The organism is Klebsiella sp. 141161, from assembly GCF_050600815.1.
GTDB lineage: Bacteria > Pseudomonadota > Gammaproteobacteria > Enterobacterales > Enterobacteriaceae > Klebsiella > Klebsiella aerogenes.
The window spans coordinates 26,467-39,817 of sequence record NZ_JAQIRN010000001.1 but is presented as its reverse complement, the minus strand read 5'-3'; the positions used below and the strand labels follow the sequence as shown (position 1 = coordinate 39,817).

Below are 13,351 nucleotides of genomic sequence, written 5' to 3'. Positions count from 1 at the left end.
AATGACCACCACCCCAACTTTTGACGGCGTAATTCGCCAACACCAACTGGATCCTCATCTGGCATGGGCAATGTTGCCCTCCGGCTGCCCGCAAAACCATGCCGCCAATCTTCTGCCGCTGCCCGATGGCACGCTGATGTGCGTGTGGTTCGGCGGTTCGCAGGAAGGAAAAGCGGATATTTCAGTCTGGGGGGCGCGTTTAGCGCCGGGCGCCACAACGTGGAGTGAAGCGACAAAGTTATCCGACGATCCGCAGCGTTCGGAACAAAACCCGGTACTGTTTCAGGATCCTGATGGCGTACTGTGGCTGTTATGGACCGCGCAGTATGCCGGTAATCAGGACACCGCTATTGTGCGTTATCGCCAGTCGCGCGATGGCGGAAAGCACTGGGGCGCAATCGCCACCCTGCTCGATGAACCCGGCACCTTTATCCGGCAGCCCATAACCGTAATGCCCAACGGTAACTGGTTGCTGCCGGTTTTCTATTGTCGTACCCGGCCGGGGGAGAAATGGGTCGGTAACGATGATGTGAGCGCGGTAAAAATCTCAGCCGATGGCGGCAAGAGCTGGCGCGACGTGGCGGTACCGCAGAGCCTCGGCTGCGTGCATATGAATATCACCCCGCTGGCCGATGGCTCGCTGGCCGCCTTCTTCCGCAGCCGCTGGGCCGATCATATCTGGTACAGCCGGTCGACAGATTTTGGCGAAAGCTGGTCAGCGCCTATCCCCACCACGCTGCCAAACAATAACTCGTCCATTCAGGCGACCACGTTGAGCAACGGCGATCTGGCGCTGGTATTCAATAACATGAGCGCAGCAGGCGCCAGCGAGCGTCGGGCGTCGTTATACGATGAAATAGAAGATGATGACGGCCGTAAAGAGCCTGAATGCACTGGCAAAACCGCCTTCTGGGGCGCGCCGCGTGCGCCAATGACCGTGGCTATCTCCGACGACGGCGGCAGAAGCTGGCCGTGGATGCGCAACCTTGATGAGGGCGACGGCTACTGTATGACCAACAATTCAGAGCAAAAACTAAACCGTGAATTCTCCTATCCCAGTATTAAACAGGGTGAAGATGGTGATTTACACATTGCCTATACCTGGTACCGGCAGGCCATTAAGTATGTCCGCGTGTCGCCGCAGTGGGTGAAAGGAGAAATCGCATGATCATCGGTAATCTGAACGCCCTGCCTCAGGCGGGGTTGCCACTGGCGTTACGGCAAATCCTCAGCCGTCCTGAATGTTCTCTTAGCGCCCTGACAACCCATGAAGACGGCCGTTTCCAACCTGGTGATGGCGACTGGTATTGCACCATCGGCACCGCGCAAACCCAGGCGGCAGAACAGCGACATACCGAATATCACCTCCAATGGGCCGATATTCAGGTCATTTTAGCCGGCGAGGAGATAATTCATGCCGGTACCTTGTACAGCGGCCAACCCGAGGATGAACAGCGCAAACCGGATCTCTTTATCAGCCAGCAGACGCCGCACAGCGTCACGCTGCATTTGCGCGTCGGCGACTTCGCGGTCTTTCTCCCCGGCGAACCGCACCAGGCGCTATGCGCCTTTGCAACACCCGCCCCGGTGAGGAAAGCGGTGTTTAAAGTGCCGCGCAGCATGCTGGAGGCGCCATGAAACAGGCACTGGTCACGGGCGCCAGTTCGGGGATCGGCGCGGCGATTGTGGGGCAACTGCTGGCGGAGGGCTGGCAGGTGCTCGGGCTAAGCCGCTCCGCGCCGCCATTTACCCATGAAGGCTTCACGCATCTGGCGGTCGATGTGAGCGACCGCCAGGCGCTGGTTGATGCTCTGTCGTCAGTACCGCCGCCGCAGGCGATTATCCATGCCGCCGGTGTGATGGCGGCGGCGCCGCTAGGAGAACTTGACGCACAGCGTGGCGAGACGTTATGGCGTCTGCATGTGGATGCGGCGCAGACCTTAGCCAACCGCTTTGCGCCCGTTATGAGCCGCGGCGGTCGGATTATCCTTTTGGGTAGCCGAACCTCTCGCGGAGCGGCAGGCCGTTCTCAGTATACGGCAACCAAAGCGGCGCTGGTGGCGCTGGCGAGAAGCTGGGCGGCGGAACTTGCCGCGGCGGGCATTACCGTTAACGTGGTCGCCCCCGGCGCCACCGATACGCCAATGCTGCGCCAGCCAGGGCGGGAGAGTTCGCCGCCGAAGACGCCGCCGCTCGGTAGATTGATTAAGCCACAGGAGGTGGTGTCGCTGGTAAGCTGGCTACTTAGCGAAGGGGCCGCGGCGATGACCGGACAAGAGTTGGTGATGTGTGGCGGCGCCTCGCTTGGCTAGGTGAACCCGGCTCAACGTCGCGCCAGCCGGGGGAAACTATCATCAACCTTCGCGCAAATAGACCGTGCCGCGCAGATAGGTGGTCGCCTGGCCGCTAATCAATACACGGTCATCACGCCACTGGCAGCGCAGCTCGCCGCTGCGCGCCGACACCTGCCGCGCCAGCAGTTCGGTTTTATTGAGCTTCGCTCCCCAGTAGGGGATCAGCATACTGTGGGTAGAACCGGTTACCGGATCTTCCGGTACCGCTTCACCGGGGCAGAAAAAGCGGCTGACAAAGTCATACTCTTCGTCGGCGGCGCTAATGCAAATCATTTTATCCAGCGTCTCCAGCAGCGCCATATTAGGGCGTACCGCTTCAACCTGCGCCCGGTCGCGCAGAACCACCAGATAATCACGCCCTTCCCGTACCTCCAGCGCGTCATCGATGCCCAACCCGGCGAACAGGGCCGGCGGTACGTCACGTACCGGCGTCGTTTGCCAGGCCGGGAAATCCAGCGTCAGCCAATCGCCGCTGCGCGTCACCCGCAGTTCACCGACAAAACGGGTGCTGAATACGATAGTTGCCGTGGGATGATCGAGATATTCAAAAATCACGTGCGATGCCGCAAGCGTGGCGTGGCCGCAGAGGTTAATCTCATCAAGGGTCGTGAACCAGCGTAGCTCATAGCCGCTATCAGTGCGGACAAAAAACGCCGTTTCGGATTGATTATGCTGCTGCGCCATTTTTAAAAGCGTTTCATCAGGCAGCCATTCGCTGAGCGGGCACACCGCCGCCGCGTTGCCGCCAAAATTGCGATCGCTGAAGGCATCGACCAGGTAAAAACTAATTTCTTTCATCGTGCTCCCCTTTTTTATCGTCTATCAACATGACACAGAAAGCGCGGGTGCACACTATTAGCTGAAAAATTAAGTTGTTAGCAGGCACAGGTGTCAGCATAAAATGAGACACAGATCACAAAGTGATTGTATTTTCAGCAGCATTCGTTTTAAGATCGCCTTCTCTTCTTCTCATTACTACCAGCCCGGAATTTATGCTTACAAATACGGTCTCACGCAGAGTCGCGTGGCTGCGGGTCGTCACGCTGGCAATTGCCGCCTTTATCTTTAATACCACGGAATTTGCTCCTGTCGGTTTGCTGTCTGATATCGCCGACAGCTTCGGCATGGAAACGGCCCAGGTCGGGATCATGCTGACCATTTATGCCTGGGTAGTGGCATTGATGTCGCTACCGTTCATGCTGCTGACAAGCCAGATGGAGCGCCGTCGCCTGCTCATTGGCCTGTTCGTCTTATTTATCGCCAGCCACGTATTGTCATTTTTCGCGTGGAACTTCACGGTGCTGGTGGTGAGTCGAATTGGCATTGCGTTCGCCCACGCGGTGTTCTGGTCGATCACCTCCGCGCTGGCTATTCGTATGGCCCCTCCCGGCAAGCGCGCACAGGCGCTAAGTCTTATCGCCACCGGTACCGCGCTGGCCATGGTGTTCGGCATCCCTATTGGCCGTATCGTCGGGCAATATTTTGGCTGGCGCACCACCTTCCTGGCCATTGGTCTTGGCGCTTTAGCGACGCTGGTGTGCCTGGCGAAACTATTGCCGGCGCTGCCAAGCGAACATTCCGGTTCGCTGAAGAGCCTGCCGGTGCTGTTCCGCCGTCCGGCGCTGCTCGGCATTTATCTGCTGACGGTTATCGTGGTAACCGCCCACTACACGGCGTACAGCTATATTGAACCCTTCGTTCAAACCGTCGCAGGCCTTAGCGGTAACTTCGCCACCCTACTGCTGTTAGTGCTCGGCGGCGCGGGTATTATCGGCAGTATTGTCTTCGGCAAGCTGGGCAATCAACATGCTTCCGGACTGATTACGACCGCTATCGCCATGCTGCTGATATGCCTGCTGTTGCTGCTACCCGCCTCAAGGAACGCCAATCAGCTCATGCTGCTCAGCGTATTCTGGGGGATCGCGATTATGGTCATCGGCCTCGGCATGCAGGTGAAAGTGCTGGCGCTGGCTTCGGATGCTACCGATGTCGCGATGTCGCTGTTTTCGGGGATTTTCAATATTGGTATTGGCGCCGGCGCGCTGGTCGGCAGCCAGGTGAGTACGCAGCTGTCAATGTCGGCGATAGGCTACGTTGGCGCAGTGCCGGCGCTGGTAGCGCTGGTCTGGGCAGTGATGATTTTTCGCCGCTGGCCTTCGCCGCTGGATGAACAACAAGCGCATCACTCATGATAACGCCGCGGGCGGTCAATGCCGCTCGCGGCGCCGACATCCTATCCCCAAAAGGCCCGAAACAGACACGTCGCCGGGCCTTTCAGAAAGTTACCGCGATCAGGCGTGATAGTTGGTGATAATTTCCAGCACGCCGTTAATGATGAACTGCACGCCCATACAGACCAGCAGAAAACCCATCAGGCGGGAAATCGCCTCGATACCGCCTTTACCCACCAGTCGCATGATCGCCCCTGAGCTACGCAGGCAGCCCCACAGAATGATCCCCACCAGCGCAAAAATAATCGGCGGCGCGGCCAGCACGACCCATTCCGGGAAATCAACGCCGTGTTTTACCGTCGAGGCGGAGCTGATAATCATCGCGATGGTGCCTGGCCCGGCGGTACTGGGCATCGCCAACGGCACGAAGGCGATATTCGCCGTGGGTTCATCCTGCAGTTCTTCCGATTTGATTTTCGCTTCCATCGAATCATGGGCTTTCTGCTGCGGAAACAGCATGCGAAAACCAATAAATGCTACGATCAGACCGCCGGCGATACGCAGGCCGGGAATGGAAATGCCGAAGGTATTCATGACCACCTGGCCGGCATACCACGCCACCATCAGGATCGCAAAGACATATACCGATGCCATCAACGATTGCCGGTTACGCTCGGCATTGTTCATATTGCCCGCCAGGCCGAGGAACAGCGCCACGGTGGTGAGCGGATTCGCCAGCGGTAAAATCACCGCCAGACCGAGCCCTATTGCTTTAAAGAGTTCCAGCATAGTGAGTCAACATCCCGTTAAGTATCATTTTTTCAGTACAGTTTCACCCCGTGAGTATATCGACAGCAGCGACTCAGATGCCACACCCACTGAAAAAATCACGTCGATAAAAAATAACAAGCGTTAGTAAAATGAAAAAAAGTGACCGCCATCAAACTATCAATCTTTAGCAAATCGTGGCATCGGCGAATTCATAATGTTGACTTATGATTGCCGCGGCAATAATATCCATCGCAACTAAATAATTGCCTGGGCAACTATCATGGAAAACACTAACAATCTGTTCAACGAGATGATCCCTCTCGGCCGATTGATCCAGATGGTTAACCAGAAAAAAGATCGACTGCTCAACGACTACCTTTCACCCATGGATATCACCGCTACCCAATTTCGGGTGCTCTGTTCCATTCGCTGCGAGGTATGTACGACACCCGTTGAGCTGAAGACCGTTCTGTCGGTCGATCCAGGCGCAATGACGCGCATGCTCGACAGACTCGTCTGCAAAGGCTGGATAGAACGGTTGCCCAACCCCAATGACAAGCGCGGCATTCTGGTGCAACTGACTCCAGAAGGCGCAGCCCTTTGTGAGCACTGTCATCAGGTTGTGGGTCAAAAATTGCACCAGGAACTAACAAAAAATCTAACGGCAGACGAAGTGGTCATGCTTGAGCAACTTCTCAAGAAAGTCCTGCCGTAATAAGAAGAGGTAAGATGATGTCCAGACGCAATAACGACGCCATCACTATCCATAGTATTTTGTCGTGGATCGAAGAGAACCTGGAATCTCCATTGTCGCTGGAGAAAGTTTCGGAGCGCTCAGGTTACTCCAAATGGCACCTGCAAAGAATGTTCAAGAAAGAGACCGGCCACTCGCTGGGCCAGTATATCCGCAGCCGCAAGTTGACGGAAATCGCGCAAAAACTCAAGCAGAGTAATGAGCCGATTTTGTATCTGGCCGAGCGCTACGGCTTTGAATCGCAGCAGACGCTGACGCGGACGTTTAAAAACTATTTCGATGTACCGCCCCATAAATATCGCATCACCAACGTTCCGGGTGAATCCCGCTACCTGATGCCGCTAAATAATTATTGTTGTTAATCGCCTGCAAAAGACGTATTGAGGAAATCATGAAATTATTCGCTACCGCCGCCATCGTGCTAATGGCGCTGGCCACCGGTCAGAGTTATGCGGAGCAAACCACCACTCCGGTTCGCCACAATAACCGGGATGCGATGATTATCCCTTCCGAACATAACGACTCGCCGTTTGATTTTAATCACATGGCTGCCGGCAATGACAAATCGGATGAGCTGGGCGTACCGTATTACAACTGACGCCCATATCATTCACCAATAATTATTGATTCGGCTGATGTGCTGAGGGTTCTCCACTCCTTAGCGCATCAGCTTTTTTAGTCTTGCTCGCTTTTTTGCATTTTCAGATATCCTGACGCGGTCATTTATGTATTAATTCCCTGTTTGTAAATTTGATACAGGGAAGAATAAAAGTGGCTTGGAATAAGCAAACGTCTATTACTCATCTCCGCTCGCATGCCCATAAGCAATCTCATTATGAATGTGCAAAATACATCCGCCAGGCTATAGAAGCCGGAGGAATTAAACTTGAGCGCACGCGCGACGCCAAAGATTATGGGCCAATATTATTGCGCGCCGGATTTAAAGAAGTGCCACCGGGTTCGACGATACTGCGCGGCGATGTCGCAGTGATTCAGCCTTATGCGGGAGGCAACCCTAGCGGGCACATGACAATGTATGACGGCAAGCAGTGGATATCCGACTTCACCCAACGAAGCATGTATCCAGGTCCTGGCTATCGTCGTCTACAGCCAGCGTTCAAGGTATACAGGATGAATCAATGAGAACTCTCCCCTTAATGATACTATTTTTACTCACAGCGTGTGTGGGCCATCCTCAAGAGAGTCCAGCTAACCGCGCTGAGGCGTTTTATTCATCGTATCTGCAGTTTCTGGCAAGCAGTAATGATGAATATTATCAGCTGCAAGAATATATTTCGGCTGATACTCTGAGCAGACTTGGTAATATCGAGGCTATTCCTGAACAAGAGATTGTCGGATCTGATTATTTTACTTATGTTCAGGATTATGATTCGTCCTGGATAGCAAATCTTAAGATTGGTCATGCCCGCGCTTTAATGGGGGGAACGGTTATTCCGGTATGGATCGGTATTGAAAACGGTGATGTTTTACACCTTGAAGCATATATGCGCTGCGAAAATGGTAAGTGGAAGATATATCGCGTAAGGGATGTAAGCCATCATTATGAGCAACCGATATTTAATGCCGGAGCAATAGCCCAGGCAAAATCTGCTGCCCAAAACAAGTATTAAAGGGTCGACAGCGTCAAGCCCCGGCACATACCGGGGCTTGATTTATCCCCGCCCTGCCGTGGTACGCAAAAGCCGCAGGCCAAACACGTTAATATAGAGCCCGCCCATTATCAGCGTCGCCCCCAGCAGCTGCAGACCATTGAGCCGTTCGCCGAGCAGCAGAGCCGCGCTGGCCATACCGACTACCGGCACCAACAGCGACAGCGGCGCCACCCGCCAGGTTTCATAACGCCCGAGTAGCGCCCCCCAGATGCCGTAACCGACGATGGTGGCGACAAACGCCAGATACATGAGCGATAGCACGGTCGTCGCGTCGATATTCACCAGGCTTGCCGCCATCGCCTGCGGCCCATCAATAATACTCGATGCCAGCAAGAACGGTAACACCGGAATCAACGCGCTCCACACCACCAGCGACATAATCGGCGGCTTGTGCTGCTGAGACATAATCTTTTTGTTAAAAATGTTGCCGCAGGCCCAGCTAAACGCCGCCGCCAGAGTCAGCATAAAGCCGACCAGCGGCACATGCTGGCCACCAAGGCTGGCTTCAACCAGTACCAGTACGCCAAAAATCGCCAGCGCGATACCGGCGACCTGCTTTCCCTGTAACCGCTCGCCAAAGACAAAAGCGCCCAGCACGATAGTGAAAAAGGCCTGAGCCTGCAGCACCAGAGATGCCAACCCGGCTGGCATACCGAGGTTGATCGCGCAGAATAAAAAGGCGAACTGGCCAAAACTAATGGTCAGGCCGTAACCCAACAGCAGACGCAGCGGTATTTTGGGCCGCGCAACGAACAGCAGCGCCGGAAACGCCACCAGCAAAAAACGTAACCCCGCCAGCATCAGCGGCGGCATATTGTGTAATCCGAGCTTAATCACCACAAAATTAAGCCCCCACACCACCACTACCAGCATTGCCAGCAGTCCATCTCTGCGCGTCATACGATGCCCCTGTCTTTCTGGTCAACGATGACCAACGTCAAAGTAACCAAATTCCCGCCGCTCGAACAGATCATTATTTTTAGCAGGTACTGAAGGCACTTTCCGACACGGAGCCCGCTATACAAGGCTCAGTTAGCATGCTATTTGTGATCGGGCACAACAAAAATAAAACACAACATCGGGCAAGGAAAAAATGACAACCACCATCAGGCGCTCAACGATAGCGCTGTTGGCGTCGTCGTTGCTGTTAACCATCGGCCGCGGCGCAACGCTTCCTTTTATGACGATTTATCTCACCCGTCGGTTCCAGCTGGAAGTCGATGTCATCGGCTATGCGCTCTCCGTCGCGCTGGTCGTCGGCGTTATCTTCAGCATGGGCTTCGGTATTCTTGCCGATAAGTTCGACAAAAAACGCTATATGCTGATCGCCATCGCGGCGTTTATCGCGGGATTTATCGCCATCCCCGCGGTCAATAGCGTGGCGCTGGTGGTGTTCTTTTTCTCATTAATCAACTGCGCTTATTCGGTTTTTTCTACCGTGCTGAAAGCCTGGTTTGCCGACGTGCTGACGCCGGAGAAAAAAGCGCGCATCTTTTCGCTCAACTATACCTTCCTCAATATCGGCTGGACCGTTGGGCCGCCAATCGGCACCCTGTTGGTGATGCAGAGCATTAACCTGCCTTTCTGGCTGGCCGCGCTGTGCGCCGCCTTCCCGCTGGTGTTTATCCAGCTCTTCGTCGAGCGTACCTCTGCCGCCTGCGTGGAAGGCGCCGCGCCGCAGTGGACGCCGTCGGTGCTTTTGCGCGACCGCGCCTTGCTGTGGTTTACCTTTTCCGGCCTGCTGGCGTCGTTTGTCGGCGGCTCTTTCGCCTCCTGCATTTCACAGTATGTGCTGGCCGCAGGCACCAGCGACTTCGCGGAAAAGGTGGTCGCGGTAGTGCTGCCGGTCAACGCCGCGGTGGTCGTCGCCTTGCAATATGCCGTCGGGCGACGGCTTTCGGCGCGAAACATCCGCCCGCTGATGACCTTCGGCACCCTGTGCTATGTAGTAGGACTCGGCGGATTTATCCTCTCCGGTAATAATCTGGTGATGTGGGGCGTTTCCGCCGCTATCTTTACCCTTGGCGAAGTTATTTATGCACCGGGCGAATATATGTTGATCGATCAGATTGCCCCACCCGGCATGAAAGCCAGCTATTTTTCCGCCCAGTCGTTAGGCTGGTTAGGCGCGGCGTTCAATCCGATGCTAACGGGGATAATCCTTACCCATCTGCCGCACTGGTCGCTATTCTTCATTTTAATGCTGGCGATAGTCGCCGCCTGGCTGATGATTTTCCGCGGGATGAACGTGCGTCCCTGGCAAACCGTACAGGCGTAAACCCAGGCGTCATGCGGCTGTCGGGTTGCTGTCGCCTGTCTGTCAGGTGCCCGTCGTGGCGCCCGGCAGGCTAAAAAACCACACTGGTCTCAGGTTCCCATCCGGAGATTAACATCATGAACAGCAGCACCCGAGTAAAGCAATTACGTCTGCAGCGCGCCTGGTCCCAGGAACAGCTTGCCGAACTGGCTGGCGTCAGCGTTCGCACTATCCAACGGATTGAAAACGGCGATCGTCCGGGGTTAGAAACCCTGAGCGCCCTGGCGGCAGTGTTTGAGATAAATGTGGCCGAACTCAGCGACGATGCTCCCGTCGGTCACGAAGCATCGCTCGATTTACGTATCGAAGAAGCGAAAAGCCGCCTGCATCAGGAGAGCCGTTTTTTTCGCTCTCTGAGCGCGGCGGTCACGGTTTGCGTTTTGTTGCTGGTGATTAACCGTTTTACCCAACCCGATGTCTACTGGTCAGTGTGGGTGGCGATCGTCTGGGGCGCGTTATTGCTGCTGCGGGGATTACGTCTGTTTGTCTTTGCCGGGTGGATCCGCCAGTGGCGACAGGCGCGACTACAGCGCCTGCTGCGCAAATAGAAAAAGCCCGCTTAATGCGGGCTATCTCCTTACCAGACCTGGGCGGCGATCCCTGTGACCAGCCGCACTTTATCCCACTGCTGGGCTTCGCTTAACGAATTGCCCTCTTCGGTGGAGGCAAAGCCGCACTGCGGGCTGAGGCAAATCTGCTCCAGCGGCACATACTGCGCCGCCTCCTGCAGGCGCGCCTTCACGCCTTCCGGGTTTTCCAGTTCGCCGTTTTTGGTGGTGATCAGCCCAAGCACCACCTGCTGATGCCCTGGACGAATAAAACGCAGCGGGGCGAAATCGCCGGAACGATCGTTGTCGTATTCAAGGAAAAACGCGTCGATGTTGACGCCGCCGAAGAGGATCTCCGCCACGGGCTCGTAGCCGCCTTCTGAAATCCAGGTCGAACGGAAGTTACCGCGACAAACGTGCAGACCAACGGTCAGATCCTGTGGTTTCCCTTCCAGCGCTTTATTCAGCACCCGGGCATAGGTACGCGCCAGTTCGTCCGGATCGTCACCGCGCTCGCGTACCTGCTGGCGTTGTTCGTCTGAACATAAATAGGCCCAGACGGTATCATCAAGCTGCAGATAACGGCAGCCAGCGTCATAGAAAGCGCGGATCGCGTCACGCCAGGTGGTTGCGAGATCGTCGAAGTATTCGGCCAGGTCCGGGTATACCGTGCTATCGATATCTTTACGCCCGCCGCGGAAGTGCAGCACGCTGGGGCTGGGGATGGTCATTTTCGGCTGCGCATTACCGCTGACGCTTTTCAAAAAGCGGAAATCTTCCAGCATTGGATGGTTGCCGAAGCCCAGTTTACCGGTCACGCGTACGCCGTGCGCTTTAGTCTGTACGCCGTTGAACTGAATACCTTTCTCTGAATCGTAACGTTCAACGCCTTCCAGACCGTCGAAGAAGTCGAAGTGCCACCACGCGCGCCGGAACTCACCGTCGGTCACCACGTGCAGGCCGCAATCGCACTGCTGCTGAACCAGTTGGCGGATGGCTTCATTCTCAATTTCACGCAGATGGCCGGCATCAATATTGCCTTCCGCCAGCTGCAGGCGCGCCTGCTTAATGGCGTTAGGACGTAAAAAACTGCCGACGATATCTGCGCGGAACGGGGCCTGGTGACGTTGCATGTTCTCTCCTTAACGGCAGACAGGTAGTTGCCCGCCGTGATAATTCATTATTTGAATTTTTAGACTTCTGGATGTCTATATGTCCAGATACTGTCATGCAGAGGGAGCATCAGCAAACGAGAAAAATTCATGGCTATTGAATTTATTTCATGTTGCTCGTTTCGCTGACGCTAAATGCGAACCCCTCATCCGCCCAACCGGTCAGTCCACCGAGCATCATTTTTACCGGTCGGCCAAGCTGCGCCAGCTTTAAGGCGGCAATATCCGCGCCGTTGCAGTGCGGCCCGGCGCAATAGACAACAAACAGCGTTTCCGCAGGCCACTGCGCCATTCGCGCGGCATTGATCTCGCGATGCGGCAGATGCAGCGCGCCAGGCAGGTGGCGACGGGCGAAAACATCCTGACTGCCGATGACGTGCAGCAGCACAAAGTCCTGTTCGCCATGCTGCATGGCGTGATGGACATCCGCGCAGTCGGTTTCGACACTCAGTTTATGGGCAAACCAGGCAGCGGCATCGGCCGGGGCGGCTGGCGTAAATTGGCTTACAACACTCATGGCGTATTCTCCTTGTCTGTGGTAACACTACTTTAACCACCACCGTACCCGGACCACCGCCCCCATTGATGACAGAAAACGCTGAAATCCTGACAACCCACAATGTGACACTGTCACCACCAAAAGTCGTCGTTCTGGCCTATGACGGCCTGTGTACCTTTGAGTTCGGCGTGGCGGTGGAGATTTTTGGCCTCCCGCGCCCGGAAATGGGCGAAAGTTGGTATCGGTTCGCGGTCGCCGCCGTCGATGATGGCGAGCTTCGCGCCACCGGTGGTATCCGTATCGTCAGCGATGGCGGACTGGCGCTGCTTGATGAAGCGGACACCATCGTCGTACCCGGCTGGCGAGGCATAGAAAGCGATGTTCCTCAGGCTTTGTGCCAGTCGCTGGCGGCAGCGTATGCGCGCGGCTGCAGAATCGTCTCTATCTGTTCCGGTGTATTTGTGCTCGCCGCCGCCGGATTGCTCAATGGACGGCAGGCCACCACCCATTGGCGTTATACTGCCCGGCTGCAGGAGCGTTTTCCGTTGATTGAGGTGGTGGAAGACGTGCTGTACGTCGGCGATGCGCGGCTGATGACCTCCGCCGGCAGCGCCGCGGGCATCGATCTCTGTCTGCATCTGGTGCGTGAAGATTTCGGCCATGAAGCGGCGAATATCGTCGCCCGGCGGCTGGTGGTGTCGCCGCACCGCGACGGTGGGCAAGCGCAGCAGGTGATTCGCCCGGTGGCGACAGCGCGTGAAAGCCAGCGCCTCGGCCAGCTGTTTGATTACCTGCATCAGCATCTCGCTGAGAGCCATACCCTTGCCTCGCTGGCGCAGCGAATGGATATGAGCCCGCGTACTTTCTTGCGCCGTTTTCAGCAGGCGACCGGCAAATCACCGGCCCGCTGGCTGCTTGATGAGCGCTTGCTTCGCGCCCGCCAGCATCTCACCGATAGCCGTCTCAGCATCGACAGAATCGCCGAAATCTGCGGTTTCGCTAATGCCAGTACGCTACGTCATCACTTTCGCCAGCAATTCGCCGTGAGCCCGCTGCAATATCGAAAAAAGTTTTCCACCGGTCAGTGGTAAT

At 55.8% G+C, this 13,351-nt stretch carries 17 protein-coding genes; 12 read left to right on the top strand and 5 right to left on the bottom strand.

Going from position 1 to position 13,351, the window contains the following annotated elements; translation table 11 throughout:
* Position 1 precedes the first annotated feature (1 nt).
* From PGR79_RS00210 to PGR79_RS00200, 3 genes are read left to right on the top strand one after another with little or no spacing between them, the layout of a single operon-like run.
* Entirely contained in the window at positions 2–1,168 is a 1,167-nt protein-coding gene (locus PGR79_RS00210) for a sialidase family protein (protein ID WP_113373441.1), read from the top strand.
* On the top strand, positions 1,165–1,638 hold the full coding sequence (locus tag PGR79_RS00205) for a YhcH/YjgK/YiaL family protein (protein ID WP_113373442.1): 474 nt from the start codon (positions 1,165–1,167) through the stop codon (positions 1,636–1,638). The genes PGR79_RS00210 and PGR79_RS00205 overlap by 4 nt, the downstream gene beginning before the upstream one ends.
* Entirely contained in the window at positions 1,635–2,312 is a 678-nt protein-coding gene (locus tag PGR79_RS00200) for an SDR family oxidoreductase (protein ID WP_113373443.1), read from the top strand. Before PGR79_RS00205 ends, PGR79_RS00200 begins: the two co-directional genes overlap by 4 nt.
* Before the next feature lie 42 nt (positions 2,313–2,354).
* Here the strand turns inward: PGR79_RS00200 and PGR79_RS00195 are convergent, their stop codons facing one another.
* Entirely contained in the window at positions 2,355–3,152 is a 798-nt protein-coding gene (locus tag PGR79_RS00195; protein WP_113373444.1) for a PhzF family phenazine biosynthesis protein, read from the bottom strand.
* A gap of 194 nt (positions 3,153–3,346) precedes the next feature.
* Here PGR79_RS00195 and PGR79_RS00190 point away from each other — a divergent pair, with 194 nt between their 5' ends.
* Entirely contained in the window at positions 3,347–4,546 is a 1,200-nt protein-coding gene (locus PGR79_RS00190) for a sugar transporter (RefSeq protein WP_087860699.1), read from the top strand.
* A gap of 99 nt (positions 4,547–4,645) precedes the next feature.
* Here PGR79_RS00190 and PGR79_RS00185 read toward each other — a convergent pair whose 3' ends face one another.
* A complete protein-coding gene (locus PGR79_RS00185) occupies positions 4,646–5,314 on the bottom strand; it encodes a MarC family NAAT transporter (RefSeq protein ID WP_045394562.1) in 669 nt (222 codons plus the stop codon).
* A 262-nt stretch (positions 5,315–5,576) separates the two neighbouring features.
* On the opposite strand from PGR79_RS00185, the gene marR reads away from it, so the two are divergent.
* The 5 genes from marR to PGR79_RS00160 all read left to right on the top strand — a co-directional run bounded on the left by marR (position 5,577) and on the right by PGR79_RS00160 (position 7,681).
* On the top strand, positions 5,577–6,011 hold the full coding sequence (gene marR, locus PGR79_RS00180; protein ID WP_015366732.1) for a multiple antibiotic resistance transcriptional regulator MarR: 435 nt from the start codon (positions 5,577–5,579) through the stop codon (positions 6,009–6,011).
* 17 nt (positions 6,012–6,028) lie between these two features.
* Entirely contained in the window at positions 6,029–6,412 is a 384-nt protein-coding gene (gene marA / locus PGR79_RS00175) for an MDR efflux pump AcrAB transcriptional activator MarA (RefSeq protein WP_015366733.1), read from the top strand.
* 29 nt (positions 6,413–6,441) lie between these two features.
* Positions 6,442–6,648: a multiple antibiotic resistance protein MarB gene (gene marB / locus PGR79_RS00170; RefSeq protein ID WP_087860698.1), complete on the top strand. Its 207-nt coding sequence runs from the start codon at positions 6,442–6,444 to the stop codon at positions 6,646–6,648.
* A gap of 173 nt (positions 6,649–6,821) precedes the next feature.
* On the top strand, positions 6,822–7,193 hold the full coding sequence (locus tag PGR79_RS00165; protein WP_087860697.1) for an NlpC/P60 family protein: 372 nt from the start codon (positions 6,822–6,824) through the stop codon (positions 7,191–7,193).
* Positions 7,190–7,681 carry a YbjP/YqhG family protein gene (locus PGR79_RS00160; RefSeq protein ID WP_087860696.1) on the top strand — a complete coding sequence of 164 codons (492 nt, stop codon included), beginning with the start codon at positions 7,190–7,192 and terminating at the stop codon, positions 7,679–7,681. The genes PGR79_RS00165 and PGR79_RS00160 overlap by 4 nt, the downstream gene beginning before the upstream one ends.
* Positions 7,682–7,723: 42 nt before the next feature.
* Here the strand turns inward: PGR79_RS00160 and eamA are convergent, their stop codons facing one another.
* Positions 7,724–8,623, bottom strand: coding sequence for an O-acetylserine/cysteine exporter (gene eamA / locus PGR79_RS00155; protein WP_087860695.1), 900 nt, complete (start codon positions 8,621–8,623; stop codon positions 7,724–7,726).
* A gap of 193 nt (positions 8,624–8,816) precedes the next feature.
* Between eamA and ydeE the strand changes: the two genes are divergently transcribed.
* Complete coding sequence (gene ydeE, locus PGR79_RS00150; protein WP_113373447.1) at positions 8,817–10,001, top strand: efflux MFS transporter YdeE; 1,185 nt, start codon at positions 8,817–8,819, stop codon at positions 9,999–10,001.
* Positions 10,002–10,117: 116 nt separating this feature from the next.
* A complete protein-coding gene (locus tag PGR79_RS00145) occupies positions 10,118–10,588 on the top strand; it encodes a helix-turn-helix domain-containing protein (RefSeq protein WP_113373448.1) in 471 nt (156 codons plus the stop codon).
* A gap of 29 nt (positions 10,589–10,617) precedes the next feature.
* Here the strand turns inward: PGR79_RS00145 and PGR79_RS00140 are convergent, their stop codons facing one another.
* The gene (locus PGR79_RS00140; protein WP_015366738.1) at positions 10,618–11,721 is read right to left on the bottom strand and encodes a cobalamin-independent methionine synthase II family protein; all 1,104 of its coding nucleotides are present in this window, start codon (positions 11,719–11,721) and stop codon (positions 10,618–10,620) included.
* A gap of 142 nt (positions 11,722–11,863) precedes the next feature.
* A complete protein-coding gene (locus PGR79_RS00135; RefSeq protein ID WP_113373449.1) occupies positions 11,864–12,277 on the bottom strand; it encodes a rhodanese-like domain-containing protein in 414 nt (137 codons plus the stop codon).
* A 68-nt stretch (positions 12,278–12,345) separates the two neighbouring features.
* Here PGR79_RS00135 and ftrA point away from each other — a divergent pair, with 68 nt between their 5' ends.
* Positions 12,346–13,350, top strand: a complete 1,005-nt coding sequence (gene ftrA / locus PGR79_RS00130) for a transcriptional regulator FtrA (protein WP_087860691.1) — start codon at positions 12,346–12,348, stop codon at positions 13,348–13,350.
* The last annotated feature ends 1 nt before the right edge of the window (position 13,351 follow it).